Genomic DNA, 17,954 nt, shown 5'->3' on the forward strand with positions numbered 1-17,954 from the left:
GGCCACTGCCTATATCCTCAAATGTATGTGAAGGGGGGATTGTCTGTGTCTGTACGATGAAAAAATCATCTTTTTCGAAAAAAACGGGCTTCTGTTCGTCTGTTTTTGCTGCCCTTCTCATATGTTTGCGGTTTCTTTGCGGTGCTTGGCGGTCAAGAAGCGTGCTAAAATATGTAATATTAGACCGAAAAGGAAGGGGTTTTTTCGGAACATGGGGAAGGTTCTTTCTTCACATGTAGGTATGAAAATTAATGAATGGTATCGAATGATACGGCAGTTCAGTGTTCCAGATGCGGAAATCCTGAAAGCAGAAGTAGAAGCGGAAATTGAACGGATGGAAGAGGACCAGCATTTACTGATTTATTATCAGCTCATGTGTTTTCGGCACCAGATCATGCTTGACTATATACACCCTTCAAAATATCAACCTTTCTCAGTATCTAATCTTGTCGATAAAATCGAAAACTCCAATCATGAGTTATCTGATATGCTGCATTATTACCATGCATTTTTTCGTGGCATGCATGAGTTTAGTCAAAAAGAATATTTAGAAGCCGTCAAATATTACCGAGTGGCAGAAAAACAGCTGTCTATGGTATTTGATGATATTGAGCAGGCTGAGTTTCATTTTAAAGTAGCAGAAGCCTACTATATTATGAAGCAAACGCATGTCTCGATGCATCATATTTTAAAGGCGCTAGAAATATACGATCAGCATGATGCTTATTCTATTCGCATCATTCAGTGCCTGTTTGTGATCTCAGGAAACTACCAAGACTTAAAACGAAAAGATCGGGCACTGCCTCATTTAAAAAAGGCAAAACAGCTCGCATCACAAATTGATCACCCGCGGATATACAGTTCAGCGCTTTATAATTTAGGAAAATGTTATGGGGAGCTGGGCTACCTTGAGGAAGCACAACGCTATTTAACGGAATCGGCTGATATTGCCTGTAAAGAGCAGCTTCCCACGCTTCCGCATACGCTCTATACGCTCGCAAAACTGCTTTTTAGACAAAATGAACAAGAAGCAGCACGCCGCATATTAGAAGATGGAAAATTAGCTGCAAAGAAGCATGAAGACCAGCTGTTCTGTCATATGTTTGAGTATCTAGATGCTTTATATGTTCAAGGAATGAATGAAAAACAACTGCAAAAAACCATTGATTATTTGGAAAAACTTAGCCTATACTCTTATATAGAGGATATCTCACTAGAAATTGCGACAGCCTTAGAAGCCTCTCAACAATACCAGAAGTCCAACCAGTATTATCAGAAATTATTATGGGCTCAAAATCAAATTCAAGAAGGAGAGTGTCTGTATGAATTCTAAGCAACGTTCGACAGTTGAAGAGAGAAACCAAACGTGAAACAAAAAGCGGGCCCATATGGCCGGCTTTTTTTATGTAAAAAATGAAGTCAGGGAGGAGCAGGTATGATCATGAACCTTGAATGAATTCATCAGAAAGCGGGCAATTTAATCTGTAATGATGTTCTGTGGAGGCGGTCTGATGAAAGGGTTGCATATCTTTATGTGTGTATTGGTATTATGCGTTTTTGTTCCTAATGAAATAGAGGCACGAACATTAAAAAGAATCGACCTGGAAAAAACGGGACGAGCGTTTTGGGACATGAGAGAGGAACGGAAGAAGATTGCGTTAACCTTTGATGATGGGCCTCATCCAGTTTACACGAATCAAATATTGGATGTGCTGAAGCAGCATCAAGTAAATGCCAGCTTTTTTGTCGTAGGAAGCCGGGTTCACGCATATCCAAGGATCGCAGAACGGATTGTGGACGAAGGAAATGAGCTTGGCAATCACACAATGAATCATACGTATTTTGACCTGTTATCATCAAAGGAGATCAAGCAGGAGCTAAAAGAATCAGCGGCTCATATTGCTTCACTCCAGCCTGGCGGGCCCTTATTATTTCGTCCTCCTGGCGGCCGCTTGACGGTGAAATCTTTCCGCATTTTGTCAAAGCAAGGATATGATGTGGTCATGTGGTCCTTTACGCAAGATCCGAAGGACTGGTCAAGACCAGGCGCGCATAAAATTGCGAGCCGGATTATTGATCATATTCAAGGCGGCGATATCATTCTTTTGCATGATGGTGGGGGAAACCGGAAGCAGACGGTCGAAGCACTGAAACAAGTGATACCTGAATTAAAGGATCGAGGATATGAATTTGTCAAAGTGAGCGAACTGCTGCATCATGACAAAGCGTATGTACCAGTTCAACTGCAATAGGAAGTATTCGTCAAAAACAGTCATTCATTGAAACCGAAAGTCTTGTCGTTTACTATATGAAGAGGGCTTTTGGAGGTGAATGTTGTGAAGAAATATGTTGTCCTTTTCATCCTGCTTTGTGTCGCTGCTGGGTGCTCAAAGCCAGAACAAAAAAGTGTCATTGCATTTGGCGACAGCAATACAAAGGGATCAAACTGGGACTTCCGAGATTATCCAACATCTGAAAAATGGGTAAATCTCATGAAAAACGTCGAGCGCGGTCAAATTCAAGTGAAGAACGCAGGGATTGGCGGGCAGACGACTGAAGATGCGAAGCTTCGCTTTGAGCAGGATATTTTAAAGGAGAAACCAACTTACGTCCTCATCATGTTCGGTACGAATGATGCGGCGATTTTAGACGGGAAACATCCCCGAGTGACGAAAAAAAGATTTAAAGAAAATGTAACCTACTTCATTTCTGAAAGTAGAAAAGCAGGCATTACCCCGATTCTCATGACTTGTGTACCTGTTGTAGAAGGCGGAAAAAAGGGCTTGTATTATTACTCTAGGTATAAGTCATCTTATTTTGCTGAGAGAGGCGGTGCAAGAGCTTGGCAAAATTCCTATAATGACATCACGAGAGAAATTGCCAAGGATCAGCAAGTACCGCTTGTCGACAACTGGAAAGCGTTCATCCGAGAAGCTGGTGAAGATAGTGACAATGCGCTGATTCAATCAGGTTTGATCGACCCTTCTGGCAATCATATGACGCCAAAAGGGGCAAGAATCATTTATAACGAAATCAAAGAGCGTGATGTCATCAAACATTTTTAAATGATGGCCATCTGCCTAAACAAGACCATCCATTTAGCATAGTCTAACAGTATATCTTCCTAGAAGGAGGTAACTGATATGTGGGGATGCCCTTATCCTTACCCTGCGTGTTCGCCTTATCCAGCTCAAGGAGCAGGAATCGGTTACGCTTTTCTTGTTGTGTTCCTTGTGGTCATTTTGGTCGTAGGTGGAGGGTTATGGTTTTGGAATGAACAGCCTTGCAAATAAGACACCTCTTCTTTACTTGAGAAGGGGTGTTTTTTACGGAAAATAGTAGTAAGCCTATAGCGCAAGTGATATAATATCAGTCACCTGAGTTTAAAAAAGGAGAGTGCTCGGGAGGCATGGTTCCTGTGATATGGAATTAAGAGGAAACAGAGAGCATATGCCCGAGCGAACGTCTTTTCATTTCTGTCTCAATTAATTCAATGAAGTCGCGATTTAAGTTCATTTCATTTGCTTTATAATACGATTCTATAAGTAAATCATCTGACAGCTTTTTCATACTAGAAACCCATATGATGGGAAAAACACCTCCCCTGAAAAAGTTGGCATAAAACTTGAGGAAAAGACATATCATCATAGGTTGATCGAATGTCTCTGAAGTACCTTTAATCTACCATGAATGGGAAACAAGAACAATCGTTCTGTTATCCACATGGTGAAGTGGATAACTTGTGGGTAGAGTGTTTATAATTGAATGAAAGCGTGATGAAATATAGGTGGATAATGTGTGTAAAATTATCCACACCTGTTGAAGGTCCTCATCATATGTCGAAAACTTTTTCATTGTATTCGATAGACAGACAAATTGTGATTTGATTCGACACAATCGCTGAAAAACCAATGGAAGAAAGGGTGCAAATTGTGCTAAAGAAGTATTTCTTACCGGATGAATTTGTGAAAAGCATTTTCCACATTTCACCGCAAAAACTAAAAGAACGAAATGTAAAAGGAATTATTACCGATTTAGATAACACACTAGTAGAATGGGATCGTCCAAGTGCGACGCCCCGCTTAATTGAATGGTTTCAAGAAATGAAGGATCACGGGATACAAGTGACGATTGTATCGAACAATAATGAAAAAAGGGTCAAGCTTTTTTCTGAACCAGTTCATATCCCGTTTATTTATAAAGCGAAAAAGCCGATGGGAAGAGCTTTTAATAAGGCCGTCGCTGATATGCAATTGAAAAAAGAAGATGTGGTGGTCATTGGGGATCAGCTCATGACCGATGTTCTAGGCGGGAATCGTCACGGCTTCCATACGATTTTGGTCGTCCCTGTTGCTGCCTCAGACGGATTTTTCACTAAGTTTAACAGGCAGATTGAACGCAGAATTTTAGGAGCCTTAAAGCGTAAGGGCCACATTCAGTGGGAGGAAGAGTAATAATGGAAAAGGTTGTTTGTATTGGCTGCGGTGTAGCCATTCAGACGGAAGATAAAGATCAATTAGGATATGCGCCGGCAGCATCTCTATTGAAAGAAGATGTGATCTGTCAGCGCTGTTTTAGGTTAAAGAACTACAATGAAATACAAGATGTTTCTTTAACAGAAGACGACTTTTTAAATATATTGCACAGTATCGGAGAGACAGATTCTCTGATTGTCAAGGTCGTTGATATTTTTGACTTTAACGGAAGCTGGATTAATGGGCTGAGTCGTATTGTGGGTGGTAACCCGATTTTACTTGTCGGCAACAAAGTAGATATTTTACCGAAATCCGTGAAAAAAGATCGTTTGATTCATTGGATGAAACGGGAAGCGAAAGAAAACGGATTGAACCCGATCGATGTGTTCTTAATCAGTGCAAGCAGAGGTCAAGGCGTACCTGAGGTGATGGAAGCGATCGATCATTACCGCGAAGGAAGAAATGTCTATGTCGTCGGCTGTACGAATGTTGGGAAATCCACATTTATCAATCGAATCATCAAAGAAGTATCTGGTGAAGAGAATGTGATCACCACATCCCAATATCCAGGTACAACACTTGATGCCATTGAGATTCCGCTTGATGACGGATCTGCTCTATTTGATACACCGGGCATTATCAACCGTCATCAGATGGCGCACTATGTCAGCAAAAATGACTTGAAGATCTTAACGCCGAAAAAGGAATTGAAACCGAGAACGTTCCAGTTAAATGAAGCACAAACGCTTTATTTTGGCGGACTGGCTCGATTTGATTATGTAAAAGGCGGCAGAACGTCATTTGTCTGCTATATGCCAAATGAGCTAAACATACACAGAACAAAGTTAGAGAACGCAGATGATTTATATGAAAAACATGCAGGGGAACTGCTATCACCGCCATCAAAAGAGGGGATGGAAGATTTTCCAGCACTCGTTCCACATACCTTTACAATTGATCAGCCGAAAATGGATATCGTCTTCTCAGGCTTAGGGTGGATCACGGCAAATGATGCAGGTAAGCAAATTAAAGTCTATGCGCCAAAAGGCGTACATGTGTTTATGAGACGTTCGTTAATTTAAATGTTCAGAGGGGGAGAGACCTTGAAACCTTTATACGGAGTAATCGGTAACCCTGTTGGCCATTCAATGTCTCCGGATATTCATAATGCAGCATTAAAGGATGCTGGAATTGATGGACATTATCATGGCTTTCAAGTAGAAAATGATGACCTGAAAGATGCGATTAGCGGTATGAAAGCCTTAGGAATAAGCGGCTTTAACGTCACTGTTCCGCACAAGGTAGACATCATGCAGTATCTGGACAAAATTGATGTGACAGCTGAACGCCTGCGTGCCGTCAATACGGTGCGGCTTGAAGGAGGTCGGTTCGTCGGGTACAACACAGATGGAGAGGGCTTTCTTCATTCATTGCTTGAAGCCTTGGATCAGCCTTTATCAGAGCTGTCATTTCTAATGATTGGTGCTGGCGGAGCGGCAAATGCGATTTATACGACAATCGCTGACTATGCACCGAAAAGCTTTGATATCACCAATCGTACCATTGAAAAAGCTGAGGCTTTAATTGAAAGTGCAGATGGGAACTTCACTTCTAGTGCCATTACATTAAAGACGGCAGAAGAGCAGCTTGGGGAATATGATGTCATCATCCATACAACCTCAATTGGTATGCACCCGAATGTTGAAGAAACCCCGATTTCTTTAGCGAACGCAAAAAAAACAGCGGTTGTATGTGATATTGTGTATAATCCAATAGAAACAAAACTGCTCAGAGAAGCAGCCGGGTTAGGTTTGAAAACAGTAGATGGTGTCGGCATGTTTGTTGGACAAGCAGCTAGAGCCTTTGAACTGTGGACAGGCATCACGCCTGACGCAAGAAAAATGAAGTCAATTGTGATACAGAAATTAGGAGGAACACCATGTTAAAAGGGAAACAAAAACGTTTTTTACGTGCAAAAGCACATCATTTATCACCTATTTTTCAAGTAGGAAAAGGCGGGGTAAATGACAATATGATCAAGCAAATTTCCGAGGCGCTTGAAGTAAGAGAACTGTTAAAGGTCAGCGTATTACAAAACTGCGACGAGGACAAAACGGAAGTTGCGAAAGCACTTGTCAAAGGTACAAAAGCTGAACTTGTTCAAACGATCGGAAATGTGATTGTCCTTTATAAAGAATCAAAGGAAAATAAACAAATTAAGCTGCCGTAAAGGTGGATGTGATATGAAAAAAATAGGGTTGTTCGGCGGTACGTTTGATCCTCCTCATAATGGGCATTTGCTGATGGCAAATGAGGTGCGTTTTCAAGTAGGGCTTGATGAAATTTGGTTTATCCCAAATCACAAGCCTCCTCATAAAACAGACCGGAAGCGAGCAGATAGTCGTCACCGGGTGAAAATGGTGGATGCGGCGATCCAGTCAAATCCACATTTTCGTTTGGAGCTCATTGAAATGGAGCGAGAGGGTCCATCTTATACAGTAGATACGGTGGAGCTTTTAAAGAAGCGTCATCCTGAAGATGAGTTCTTTTTTATGATTGGAGCGGACATGGTCGAGTATTTGCCAAAATGGCATCGGATAGATGATTTGCTTCAGATGATTACTTTTATTGGGATGAAAAGACCGGGTTATACCGGAAATACGACATATCCTCTTTTATTTGCAGATGTTCCAGCTTTTGATGTATCATCGACATTGATTAGGCAGCGAATCATGCAGGAAAAACCTGTCGATTATTTGATACCGAAAGCTGTTGAGCGTTATATAAAGGAGCATCACTTATATGAATCGTGAAGAAGCATTAAGCTGTGTCAAAGAGCAGTTAACAGAGCATAGATATACACATACACTCGGGGTTATGGAGACAGCCATTTCATTAGCGGAACGGTTCGGTGCAGATGTGAAAAAAACAGAGATCGCCGCTATTTTTCATGATTATGCGAAATTTAGACCAAAAGATGAAATGAAGGGGATTATCCAGCAGGAACAGATGAACCCTCTATTGCTAGAATATTCGCCCGAGCTTTGGCATGCCCCGGTTGGTGCCTATTTGGTTAAAAAGGAAGCAGCTATTAACGACCAAGATATTTTAACGGCCATTGAATTTCATACATCAGGCAGACCAAACATGACGTTACTTGAAAAGGTCATTTATGTCGCTGATTATATCGAACCAGGACGTCATTTCCCTGGTGTTGAAGAAGTAAGAGAGTTAGCAGAGCAAGATTTGGATAGTGCACTGATTCAGTCACTAAAAAACACGATCAGCTTTTTATTGAAAAAGAACCAGCCAGTCTACCCAGATACGCTTGCGACTTACAACTCACTTGTGCATAAGAACAATTAAGGAGGAATTTGGATGGATTCATCATCAATTTTAAACGTCGCCGCAGGAGCATGCGATGATAAACGGGCTGAGGATATTATTGCCCTTAATATGCAAGGAATCTCACTTGTTGCCGATTATTTTCTCATTTGTCACGGGAACTCTGATAAACAAGTGCAGGCCATTGCAAGAGAAGTAAAACATCTTGCAGAGGAAAGTGGAATCGAAGTGAAGAAGATGGAGGGCTTTGATGAAGCAAGATGGGTATTGATTGATCTTGGTGATGTCATTGCTCATGTGTTCCACAAAGAAGAAAGAGGATACTACAACCTAGAGAAGCTATGGGGAGATGCGCGGAGAGAAACGCTTTCACTTGGCATTAACTCATGATTTATCAAGGGTTTGCAGGTGTGTATGACGAGCTCATGACACATGCACCTTATGATGAATGGGTTCAGTGGATCCAGCAGAATATCAAACAGAGTGCTGCCATTATTGATGTTGGCTGTGGAACTGGAGAGATTTCTCTTCGGTTAGCTGAAAAGGGTCACGCAGTCACAGGAATTGACCTCAGTGAAGAAATGCTGGCTTTCGCGCAGCAAAAAGCACAGGCGAAAAAGCAGTCCATTCAATTTTTACATCAAGATATGAGAGAGCTGACGGGTTTTGAGCAAGTCTTTCAAGCGGCGGTTATATGCTGTGATTCCTTGAATTACTTAAAAAACGAAAATGACGTCAAAAAAACCTTTAAAAACATGTTTCAGCTTTTAGAGGCAGATGGGGTTTTACTCTTTGATGTTCATACTCCTTATAAAATGGAAGAGGTATTCCCAGGTTCGACTTATGCCGATCAAGATGAAGAAATCAGCTATATTTGGCAGAGTGATAAAGGGGATGACATGTATTCAGTCATTCACGATTTAAGCTTTTTTGTAAAGGACGGAGACGTGTATCAGCGTTATGATGAGACACATGAACAGCGTACATTTCCATTTGAGACCTATGCGGCGTTCCTTGAGTCCGCTGGCTTTGAACAAATAGAAGTGACCGCTGATTTTACAAATGAAGCGCCCGGGGAATTCGCCGAAAGATATTTCATTTCAGCTAAGAAACCAAAAACCATCGTTTAATGGAACGATGGTTTTTTAAAACCCTTTTTTCGCTTGTTGCAGAGTTGATTAATTTCTGCGATCATCAGTAAACACACTTGGCGGATATTGATGCGCAACCGCTTCAAGATCTTCATCGAATTTTTCATGGGTATTTTGAAAAAGGCGATGAAACATATCTTGAACACCTGCTTCAAGTGCTTTAATTCCTTCACCCGTGACGCCGCCTTTTACACACACTTTGTCTTGCAGTGTCGGAAGGGTATAGACTCTTTTTTCAATCAAACGGCCAAGCCCTACAAGCATATCTTCTGATAAGGTGGTGGCTTCTTCTTTAGAAATATCTGTTTCTTCAACGGCTGCTTCAATCATTTTCTGAACGAGAAAGCTGATAAAGGCAGGTCCGCAACTGACGATATCTGACGCCGCTCTTGTAATCGAATGATGAATTTCAATGGGTGTTGAAATGCAGGAAGCTAACTGTCTTAGTGCTGTTTTCGTCGCGACATTGCATGACGATCCAAATGTTAAAAGTGACGCACCTGATAAAGCGCGGTTCGTAATGCTCGGAATCAGCCTGGCTGTTTGACAAGGAACGATATCCTGAAGCTGTTCAGGATGAACCGGACTTGTAATGATGACAATGGTTTGGTGCTCTTTTAAAAGAGGGCTCAGCTCTTTTAAAAGAGGATAAATATCAAGCGGCTTGACACAAACAAAGATGAAATCTTTATCCATGACAGCTCCTGTAAGTTGTTTAGTTACTTCAAGCTCTGGGTGATTCTTTTTTATATTGAACGCTTTTTCTATGGTCCGGTTTGTAATGGTGATGGATGAGGGATTGACTGCCTTTGATTCAATAAATGCCTCAGTAAGTATGGTACCCATGTTTCCTGTACCGATTATCCCGATATTCAAACGTTCTCCCTCCTTAGGCGCATAGGATCTGTTATCTTCTAAACAGTATGTTGAGCAATAGAAAAATATGATTGAAAGAAGCGTGAGCACGTGAAGCGACTCATTCCATTGAAAAAATACAGTCTTTATATCGGAGCTGGGCTCATGGGCGCGATCATCATCACTTTCTTCCTTTTGGCAGGAAATAAGGAGAGCACTAGAGAGCCAAGTGTATTGAAGGGCGATCAAGACAAACAAGTCACATTAGAAGACAAAGAAGAAAAAACCGATAATGAATCATCCTCCATTTTTGTGGAAGTCAAAGGGGCTGTAAAAAAGCCAGGTGTTTATACGTTTCAATCTGATGCACGGGTAGAAGAAGCCATTCGAAGAGCAGGAGGTTTTACTAGTAAAGCAGACACGATTGAAATTAATCAAGCAGCAAAATTAGAAGACAGTATGATGATTTATGTCCGGAAGCAGGGAGAAGCAGAGAGAGAGGCACAAACAGCAGGCGCAGACGCTCCATCGGGTAATGAAAAGAGTCAAGGTGTCAATGTGAATCAGGCTGATGCAGCGGAATTGCAAACCATTAATGGAATAGGGCCAGCTAAAGCAGAAGCTATCATTACGTACAGAGAGGAACACGGAGAATTTCAACAAATTGAAGATTTGCGGAACATTTCAGGTTTTGGGGAGAAGACCATTGAACGGCTGAAAAATGAATTGACCGTTAAGTAGAATTGACGGTATAGAAGGAAGGCATGTACACTTAATACCAACCATCATTCTGGAGGGATCAGCTCGTGGAAAGAATTTCATGGAATCAATATTTTATGGCGCAAAGCCATTTGCTTGCTTTACGAAGCACCTGTGAGCGGTTAGCTGTTGGGGCGACCATCGTCAGAGACAAGCGTATCATTGCAGGGGGATATAATGGCTCAATTGCTGGTGATGTCCATTGTGCAGATGTGGGATGCTATGTCATTGATCATCACTGCGTTCGCACCATCCATGCGGAAATGAACGCTATTTTACAATGTGCCAAATTTGGTGCACCTACAGCCGATGCTGAAATATATGTCACACATTTTCCTTGTTTGCAGTGCTGTAAAGCCATTATTCAAGCAGGTATTCGAACCGTGTACTATGCAAAGGATTATAAAAATCACCCATACGCCATTGATTTATTTGAGCAGGCAGGCGTTCAAACGGAACAAGTTGAACTCGATGAAATGATCATTGACTTAAAAAATCAAGAAAAATTAGCCTTTGTTGCAGATTTAATTGGCAAACTAAGTGAATCAGGACTTAGTGAATCAGAAATTCGCGATATGCATGAGAAGGCGAATCAATTATTTACTTCCTATGTTTAATTATTTGCCGTTTGGGGCAATTTCAGCAGCAGTTGGAATTGCTCTGGCTGCATATCATCTTCAGACGTATTTCCTTCTCTTTCTTCTCATCATCTTACTTCTCAGCCTACTGAAAAAAATTCCCAAACTCTTTCTCATGATCAGCCTATGTGGAGCTATCTATACTCTTATTTTTATGGTTCATGAGTTTTTTGAAACGGATCAACCTGTTCAAGAAAAATTCTTTTCCGGCTCTGTTGTGATTGAAACGATTCCGAAAACAGATGGCAATCGTTTTTCGGCAACTGTGTCAACAGAAGATGACCGGTTAGCCGCTTTCTATACCATTCAAACAGAGCGTGAAAAAGAGACGTTAAAAGACGTAGAGCCAGGTATGAGCTGTCATATGACAGGTGAAGTTCGGGCGCCTAAACACGCAACCATTCCTAACGGGTTTCAATACGATCAATTTCTAAAATCAAAAGGCATTCGCGCTATTTTCTTACCGCAGTCAATCAAAGGCTGTACAAAAAATGATCGTCCTTCCTATTATCTTCAAATGATGAGGCAAAAGGGCTTAAAATTTTTAGAAGATCATGTGCCGAAAAACTCTGTAGGTATTATACAGGCTCTTATTTTTGGAGACCGAGAATTGATTGATCCTGACACGCTAAGAGACTATCAAATGCTCGGCATTATTCATCTGTTAGCGATCTCAGGGCTGCATGTGCAAACGCTTCTTGCCTGTTTATTTTGGTGTCTGCTTCGTGCCGGTGTGACAAGAGAGACAGCGCGTCTTCTTCTATTATGCTTTCTGCCTGTTTATGCTTGTTTGACAGGTGCTGCACCATCAGTTTTAAGAGCTTGCCTCATGGCAGGAATCTATTTAGTGATGACAAGCCTTCCAAAAGAAATGAAACAGCCTTCTGCTGTCGTATTAAGCGCAACGTTTTTATTCTTATTAGCGATTCATCCTTTATATCTATTCGATATCGGATTTCGGCTTTCATTCGTGGTAACGTTTTTTATTTTGTTATCGACCAGAATCTTATCACAAGCGAAAAGCGCAGTGATGCAGTTATTCCTTATCTCCTTTGTTGCACAGCTTGCCTCGCTTCCTGTTCTTTTATATCATTTTCAGCAATTTTCTTTGCTGAGCATCCCATTGAATATGATATTTGTCCCTTTTTATACAACAGTTGTCCTGCCTCTGTCCTTACTCTTTTATCTTTTGTCTATCATTTCTCTTCCGCTTGGACAAGTGTTGTTCCAGCTGCTTGATTCGGTCATCCAGTTAAGTCATCAGTTGTCAGCATATATGGCAGTTTTTGATGGGTTCAACTTGATTTTTATGAAATCGACTTGGTGGCATATTCTGCTTGAAGTGAGCGCCATTGTTTTTTTGCTATTTGTGATGGAGTGCAAAATGTCCGTGAAATCTTATGCCGTGCCGATTATATTACTCATTGGTGTCTTGAGTGCACACTATTTCACCCCGAATTTTCTCCAAAAAGGGGAGGTCACGATGCTGGATGTCGGACAAGGGGATAGTTTGTTTATTCAGCTCCCTTACCGAAAGGGACATCTACTTGTGGACACAGGTGGCAGACTTTCTTTTGATGATGAACCATGGAAAAAAAGACGTAAAGTGTCTACGATCGGTGATCAAACGCTAATCCCGTTTTTCCATTCAAAAGGTATAGCAAAACTTGATGTGCTGATTCTCACGCATGCAGATCAAGACCACATGGGAGAAGCGGTTCGTTTAATCAAGCGAAATAAAGTGAAGCGGCTGGCCATACCAAAAGGTTTTGCCCGAAGTCCAGAGGATGCAAAGCTGCTAAAAGAAGCAGCTGAAAAAGGGATTATAATTGATGAATTAGAAAGAGGAGATCAGCTCCAAGTTGGAGAGCATATATTTGAGGTTCTTCACCCTTCGCAAGACACGGTGACAAGTAAGAACAATGATTCACTTGTTCTAACTTTTACTCTTGGCGGGAAACGCTTTCTGTTCACTGGAGACCTTGAACATGAAGGGGAACGAGATATTATAGAAGCCTATCCCCACCTGCGAGCAGATGTCTTAAAGGTTGGGCATCATGGGAGCAAAGGGTCAACAAGTGATGAGTGGCTTCGGCATCTGGAGCCGTCGCATGCTCTCATTTCGGCTGGTGAACGCAATCGTTATCAGCATCCTCATCAGGAAGTCTTGAAAAAACTAAAGGATCATCAAACGAAGGTGTACCGCACAGATCGAGATGGGAGTGTGACCTTTGAATTTCTTGAGGAGAAAGGAACGTTTTACACGCATCCTCCATATGATATCTTACAAAATCAATAAAAAAAACTGCCAAAACGGCAGTCATGTAACATTCATGAAGTTAAGATCCAACGAGGTGTATAATGGTTGCCAAAATAAACATTGAGGCGAAAAATCCGAATGTGACGATAAAACCAACGGCTGAGTCGGTCACATCATTCCGCTTGCTTTGAACATTTTTTTCAAATTCATTCATTTTCATCCCTCCTGGCTAATTTTAGTATACTTGAACTCATTTGGAATTGCTAGAAGGTAAAGTAACCGTTTTCCATTTTCATGATCATTTTATGAATATCGTCTGAAGCAAGCTGACCCGGGAGCTTGCACCAGACGTTTACTATAAATGAGGAGGCGGTACTTTCAGCTTCCTCTTTACTAATGTCTTCGCACACTTTAGGATAGAGGAGGAAGTGAAAGAGAGGGATTCAATTTATGGTTTTTGAGGTTTGGAACAATTTAAAAAGAGGGGATATCCATCCCGTTTATTGCTTATATGGAAAAGAAACGTATTTACTGCAAGAAACAGCAGCTAAATTAAGACAAGCTGTAGTAGACGAGGAGACAAAGGATTTTAATTACTCCGTCTTTGATATGGAAGAGGTGCCGCTTGAACAGGCTGTGACAGATGCAGAAACCTTTCCGTTTATGGGAGAAAGGCGTCTCGTTTTGATCAAGAACCCTTATTTTCTTACAGCGGAAAAGAAAAAGGAGAAGATTGAGCATGAGCTTTCTCTGTTAGAAGCTTATTTAGAAAAACCGGCGCCTTATACCATTCTCGTCTTATTAGCACCATATGAAAAGCTGGATGAACGGAAGAAAATCACCAAATTGCTAAAAAAGAAAGCGGCTATGATTGAGGCAAAAGAGTTAAACCCAAAAGAAACAACGGATTTCACCATTACACTGGTGAAAACAGAAGGAAAGGCGATGACATCTGAAGCGGCTGAGCAGCTTGTGATGCTGTGCGGCGGGAGCCTATCCTCATTGTTTCAAGAGGTGAGGAAGCTAAGTACATATATTGGAGAGCGAGAAGAAATTGAATTAACGGATGTCAATCAGCTCGTTGCAAGAAGCTTAGAGCAGAATATTTTCGAATTAATTAACCAAATTGTCAACAGACGCCGCTCTCAGGCCATGCAGATGTTTTATGATTTGCTGAAACAAAATGAAGAACCCATTAAAATATTAGCACTTATATCCGCTCAATTTCGTTTGATTTTGCAGACAAAGTATTTCGCTCAGCAAGGATATGGGCAAAAACAAATTGCTTCAAATCTAAAAGTCCACCCATTCCGCGTCAAACTTGCTATGGATCAGGCAAGGCTGTTTTCAGAAGAAGAGCTGAAGCAGATTGTCAAAGAGCTATCAACGATCGATTATGAAATGAAAACGGGTAAAAAGGACAAGCAGCTATTGCTAGAATTGTTTCTGCTTCGACTATTAGGCGCTTGAACATAAAAAAACGACCTTCTAAAAAGAGGGTCGTTTTTGTTTAGATGTATAATTGTCAGTCTGTCCTAATGGCTGAGCCGGTCAGGACGGACGTACAGTTAAACAGTTGCCTCATTACTGAGGCGTTGCAAGCATTATGCAGAAAGTCCGTTTACTTGTTTAGCAAGTCTTGACTTGTAACGCGCAGCTGCGTTTTTGTGTACAAGACCAGTTTTAACGGCTTTGTCAATGCGTTTTGCAGCAGAAGAAAGAGCAGCTTTTGCTTGCTCAGCATCGTTGTTAGCTACAGAAACTTCAACTTGTTTAATCGCAGTACGCATCGCAGACTTGATTGTTACGTTGTGTGCACGGCGTTCGTTATTCGTTTTTGTACGTTTGATCGCTGATTTAATATTTGGCATGTGTTTCACCTCCTAAGATACAACCTAAACACAATTGTCTTAAGGTTAAATCTTCACAATAGAACAAGTTGTATTCTATCAAACACACCTTTAGAATGCAATATAAATGTAAAGTATTTTTCATTGATGAAGCGCTCGAATGTTTCTTTCAAGAGATGGAAAGACTACTGTTAATTACTTGGTGGAAGGAGTCTTTTTATGGAGAAACAGAAACTTGATTTAAGTGCTTATCAAATTCGGACAGACTTGGCTGTTGAAACAAAAGAGATACTAGAACAAGAGAACGATCCGAATGTTGTCAAAAAGGATGGTATTCAAGGGATTGTCGAAAAGGAAAAGGATGAGCAAGGCATCCGCATACGCACGGTGGAGATCACGAAAGAAGGGGAGGAGCTGACCGGCAAAAAGGCCGGAACATACTTGACGTTTGAAGCGCAAGGCATTCGGGAGAAAGACTCAGAGATGCAAGAAAAAGTCGTCGAAGTCTTTGCCCATCATTTTGCTCAGTTTTTAAAAGATCGAGGCATTCAGACTGATGCGAGCTGTCTTGTAGTAGGACTAGGAAACTGGAATGTCACGCCAGATGCGCTAGGTCCGCTCACGGTTGAAAGTCTGCTTGTGACCCGTCATCTTTTTGAATTGCAGCCGGAAAATGTACAGGAAGGCTACCGCCCAGTGTCTTCTTTATCACCGGGAGTGATGGGACTGACTGGTATTGAAACAAGCGACATTATACAAGGCGTGATCGAGCGGTCCAAACCCGATTTTGTCATTGCAATCGATGCCCTTGCTGCTCGTGCAGTGGAACGGGTGAATACCACAATTCAAATCTCTGATACAGGTATCCATCCCGGTTCAGGTGTAGGGAATAAGCGAAAAGAATTAAGCAAAGAAACGTTGGGAATTCCAGTGATTGCGATTGGCGTTCCGACAGTGGTAAATGCAGTCACCATTGCAAGTGACACAATTGATTATGTCTTAAAGCATTTTGGTAGAGAACTGAAAGATGACCGGCCGTCCCGCTCTCTTGTGCCGGCTGGTTTGACGTTTGGGAAGAAAAAAGTACTAAACGAAGAAGATTTACCAGATGAAGAAACACGTCAATCATTCTTAGGTATTGTAGGAACTCTTCCAGAAGAAGAGAAACGGCAACTGATCCATGAAGTGCTTGCACCGCTAGGGCAAAATTTAATGGTGACGCCTAAGGAAGTGGATACATTCATTGATGATATGGCAAACGTGCTCGCCAATGGATTAAACACAGCGCTTCATCAAAAAATCTCTCAAGATAACATGGGTTCTTATAATCATTAATTAGTTCTACTTTCTCTAGCTCGCTCATAGTGTAATTACTAGAAAGCGTGCTGGAGGGAGTAAATCATGAAAAAAAGACCCCGCCGTCCTCGACAGTTGGTCGTTGCGATTAATGGAACAAAAGTAGTGAAAAGCATTTTCTTATTTATAGCCTCGCTTGTTGTAGTGTTTGTGATGTCAGGGGCGTTAACATCTTTAAAGCCGGAGCTGAGGCCACAAGCCTCGCTATATGGTGTAGCAGATGAGCTTTCCGGGGCGTTTTTCGCCACATTAATGGGCATGGAAAACCAATATTTCGCCTCAGCCGTCCCGAAAGATCAAAAAGGGTTTCATTTCTCTGGACTGTCACTCAAGCTTGCGACTAGTATCAATTTAGAAGACCCACGTAGTTTTCTAGGGAGAGAACTTCCAGGCTTTGAACATTTTGATACAAAAATCATCTTAGCGGGTGAAGGAACAGACTATACCAACATGCCAATGGAATCGCCGCCGCCAAGTGAAGTCATTCAAGATGAAAAAGAAGCAAATTTGGCAGAGCTGGACAAGCTCGACAAAGATGTGCCGAAAAAGCCTGCGAAAGAGCCGGACCGGTCGACAGGAAAACGAAAAGCTGTGTACATTTACCATACACATAATACGGAATCATATTTACCATTTTTAAAAGGAGAAACGAATCCAAACAATGCACGGCACTCAAAAGTGAATGTCACCCTTGTCGGCGACATGTTCGGAAAGGCGCTTGATCAGCAAGGAATCGGGAATACGGTTGACAAAACAGAAGTTGAAAAACGGCTTCTCCAAAAAGGGTTAAAATATCCCCAGTCTTATAATGAATCAAGACTGGTCGTAAAAGAAGCCTTAGCGAAAAATGATGACCTCGAATATTTAATTGATATCCACCGTGATTCAAGAAGAAAGAAAGACACCACTGTCGAGATCAAAGGAAAGAAATATGCGAGAATTGCGTTTGTTGTGGGGAAGAAGAACCAAAGCTATGAGAAAAACCTTAAGCTTGCGACGGAGTTCCACCATTTGATGGAGAAAAAATATAAAGGACTCAGTGTCGGTGTGTTTGCCAAAGGCGAAATTGGTGATAATGGAATTTATAATCAAGATTTATCCGACAAAGCCCTTCTTTTAGAATTTGGCGGAGTGGATAATAATATGGAAGAATTGAAAAATGCATCCAATGCAGCAGCTGATGTCTTCAGTGATATATTCTGGGATGCGGAAAAAGTAGACGGCAAAGCAAAGGATGAGAAAAAACGCTCTTAAGGTGGTGACGG

The 17,954-nt window shown here is 41.5% G+C and carries 22 protein-coding genes; 18 read left to right on the top strand and 4 right to left on the bottom strand.

Annotation, left to right across the window (positions count from 1 at the left end; all coding sequences use genetic code 11):
* The first annotated feature begins 211 nt into the window (after positions 1 to 211).
* The 4 genes from MHI11_RS06880 (at position 212) to MHI11_RS06895 (ending at position 3,293) form a co-directional block, all read left to right on the top strand.
* Positions 212 to 1,333 (top strand): response regulator aspartate phosphatase, encoded by a 1,122-nt coding sequence (locus MHI11_RS06880; RefSeq protein ID WP_044139447.1) that lies wholly within the window; start codon positions 212 to 214, stop codon positions 1,331 to 1,333.
* A 178-nt stretch (positions 1,334 to 1,511) separates the two neighbouring features.
* Entirely contained in the window at positions 1,512 to 2,252 is a 741-nt protein-coding gene (locus MHI11_RS06885; protein ID WP_044139446.1) for a polysaccharide deacetylase family protein, read from the top strand.
* Positions 2,253 to 2,336: 84 nt separating this feature from the next.
* Entirely contained in the window at positions 2,337 to 3,065 is a 729-nt protein-coding gene (locus MHI11_RS06890) for an SGNH/GDSL hydrolase family protein (protein ID WP_243632569.1), read from the top strand.
* Between the two features lie 78 nt (positions 3,066 to 3,143).
* Positions 3,144 to 3,293: a hypothetical protein gene (locus tag MHI11_RS06895; RefSeq protein WP_003217499.1), complete on the top strand. Its 150-nt coding sequence runs from the start codon at positions 3,144 to 3,146 to the stop codon at positions 3,291 to 3,293.
* A gap of 136 nt (positions 3,294 to 3,429) precedes the next feature.
* Here the strand turns inward: MHI11_RS06895 and MHI11_RS06900 are convergent, their stop codons facing one another.
* Entirely contained in the window at positions 3,430 to 3,570 is a 141-nt protein-coding gene (locus tag MHI11_RS06900) for a sporulation histidine kinase inhibitor Sda (protein ID WP_003217327.1), read from the bottom strand.
* A 362-nt stretch (positions 3,571 to 3,932) separates the two neighbouring features.
* On the opposite strand from MHI11_RS06900, the gene MHI11_RS06905 reads away from it, so the two are divergent.
* From MHI11_RS06905 to MHI11_RS06940, 8 genes are read left to right on the top strand one after another with little or no spacing between them, the layout of a single operon-like run.
* Complete coding sequence (locus MHI11_RS06905; protein WP_044139602.1) at positions 3,933 to 4,454, top strand: YqeG family HAD IIIA-type phosphatase; 522 nt, start codon at positions 3,933 to 3,935, stop codon at positions 4,452 to 4,454.
* A gap of 2 nt (positions 4,455 to 4,456) precedes the next feature.
* Entirely contained in the window at positions 4,457 to 5,557 is a 1,101-nt protein-coding gene (yqeH, locus tag MHI11_RS06910) for a ribosome biogenesis GTPase YqeH (protein WP_065098458.1), read from the top strand.
* A gap of 21 nt (positions 5,558 to 5,578) precedes the next feature.
* Positions 5,579 to 6,421, top strand: a complete 843-nt coding sequence (aroE, locus tag MHI11_RS06915; RefSeq protein WP_044139443.1) for a shikimate dehydrogenase — start codon at positions 5,579 to 5,581, stop codon at positions 6,419 to 6,421.
* The gene (gene yhbY, locus MHI11_RS06920) at positions 6,415 to 6,705 is read left to right on the top strand and encodes a ribosome assembly RNA-binding protein YhbY (protein WP_044139442.1); all 291 of its coding nucleotides are present in this window, start codon (positions 6,415 to 6,417) and stop codon (positions 6,703 to 6,705) included. Before aroE ends, yhbY begins: the two co-directional genes overlap by 7 nt.
* A 13-nt stretch (positions 6,706 to 6,718) precedes the next feature.
* The gene (locus MHI11_RS06925) at positions 6,719 to 7,288 is read left to right on the top strand and encodes a nicotinate-nucleotide adenylyltransferase (RefSeq protein ID WP_044139441.1); all 570 of its coding nucleotides are present in this window, start codon (positions 6,719 to 6,721) and stop codon (positions 7,286 to 7,288) included.
* Positions 7,278 to 7,841 (top strand): bis(5'-nucleosyl)-tetraphosphatase (symmetrical) YqeK, encoded by a 564-nt coding sequence (yqeK, locus tag MHI11_RS06930; RefSeq protein ID WP_044139440.1) that lies wholly within the window; start codon positions 7,278 to 7,280, stop codon positions 7,839 to 7,841. Before MHI11_RS06925 ends, yqeK begins: the two co-directional genes overlap by 11 nt.
* 12 nt (positions 7,842 to 7,853) lie before the next feature.
* Positions 7,854 to 8,210, top strand: coding sequence for a ribosome silencing factor (gene rsfS / locus MHI11_RS06935; RefSeq protein WP_340960751.1), 357 nt, complete (start codon positions 7,854 to 7,856; stop codon positions 8,208 to 8,210).
* The gene (locus tag MHI11_RS06940) at positions 8,207 to 8,950 is read left to right on the top strand and encodes a class I SAM-dependent DNA methyltransferase (RefSeq protein WP_106065615.1); all 744 of its coding nucleotides are present in this window, start codon (positions 8,207 to 8,209) and stop codon (positions 8,948 to 8,950) included. Before rsfS ends, MHI11_RS06940 begins: the two co-directional genes overlap by 4 nt.
* Before the next feature lie 48 nt (positions 8,951 to 8,998).
* Here the strand turns inward: MHI11_RS06940 and comER are convergent, their stop codons facing one another.
* The gene (comER, locus tag MHI11_RS06945; protein WP_003217379.1) at positions 8,999 to 9,847 is read right to left on the bottom strand and encodes a late competence protein ComER; all 849 of its coding nucleotides are present in this window, start codon (positions 9,845 to 9,847) and stop codon (positions 8,999 to 9,001) included.
* A 90-nt stretch (positions 9,848 to 9,937) separates the two neighbouring features.
* Here comER and MHI11_RS06950 point away from each other — a divergent pair, with 90 nt between their 5' ends.
* The 3 genes from MHI11_RS06950 (at position 9,938) to MHI11_RS06960 (ending at position 13,522) form a co-directional block, all read left to right on the top strand.
* Positions 9,938 to 10,567, top strand: coding sequence for a helix-hairpin-helix domain-containing protein (locus tag MHI11_RS06950; protein WP_044139438.1), 630 nt, complete (start codon positions 9,938 to 9,940; stop codon positions 10,565 to 10,567).
* A gap of 65 nt (positions 10,568 to 10,632) precedes the next feature.
* Positions 10,633 to 11,202: a ComE operon protein 2 gene (locus MHI11_RS06955; RefSeq protein WP_044139437.1), complete on the top strand. Its 570-nt coding sequence runs from the start codon at positions 10,633 to 10,635 to the stop codon at positions 11,200 to 11,202.
* Entirely contained in the window at positions 11,195 to 13,522 is a 2,328-nt protein-coding gene (locus tag MHI11_RS06960) for a DNA internalization-related competence protein ComEC/Rec2 (protein WP_340962296.1), read from the top strand. Before MHI11_RS06955 ends, MHI11_RS06960 begins: the two co-directional genes overlap by 8 nt.
* 40 nt (positions 13,523 to 13,562) lie before the next feature.
* Here MHI11_RS06960 and MHI11_RS06965 read toward each other — a convergent pair whose 3' ends face one another.
* A complete protein-coding gene (locus MHI11_RS06965) occupies positions 13,563 to 13,697 on the bottom strand; it encodes a YqzM family protein (protein ID WP_012010638.1) in 135 nt (44 codons plus the stop codon).
* A gap of 236 nt (positions 13,698 to 13,933) precedes the next feature.
* On the opposite strand from MHI11_RS06965, the gene holA reads away from it, so the two are divergent.
* Positions 13,934 to 14,953, top strand: coding sequence for a DNA polymerase III subunit delta (gene holA / locus MHI11_RS06970; protein WP_340960752.1), 1,020 nt, complete (start codon positions 13,934 to 13,936; stop codon positions 14,951 to 14,953).
* 134 nt (positions 14,954 to 15,087) lie between these two features.
* Here the strand turns inward: holA and rpsT are convergent, their stop codons facing one another.
* Positions 15,088 to 15,354, bottom strand: coding sequence for a 30S ribosomal protein S20 (gene rpsT / locus MHI11_RS06975; protein WP_003217506.1), 267 nt, complete (start codon positions 15,352 to 15,354; stop codon positions 15,088 to 15,090).
* Positions 15,355 to 15,552: 198 nt separating this feature from the next.
* Here rpsT and gpr point away from each other — a divergent pair, with 198 nt between their 5' ends.
* A complete protein-coding gene (gene gpr / locus MHI11_RS06980) occupies positions 15,553 to 16,668 on the top strand; it encodes a GPR endopeptidase (RefSeq protein WP_340960753.1) in 1,116 nt (371 codons plus the stop codon).
* A 66-nt stretch (positions 16,669 to 16,734) separates the two neighbouring features.
* Positions 16,735 to 17,943, top strand: coding sequence for a stage II sporulation protein P (locus MHI11_RS06985; protein WP_044139433.1), 1,209 nt, complete (start codon positions 16,735 to 16,737; stop codon positions 17,941 to 17,943).
* Positions 17,944 to 17,954 lie beyond the last annotated feature (11 nt).

It is taken from the genome of Bacillus sp. FSL K6-3312 (genome assembly GCF_038007485.1).
Lineage (GTDB): Bacteria > Bacillota > Bacilli > Bacillales > Bacillaceae > Bacillus > Bacillus pumilus.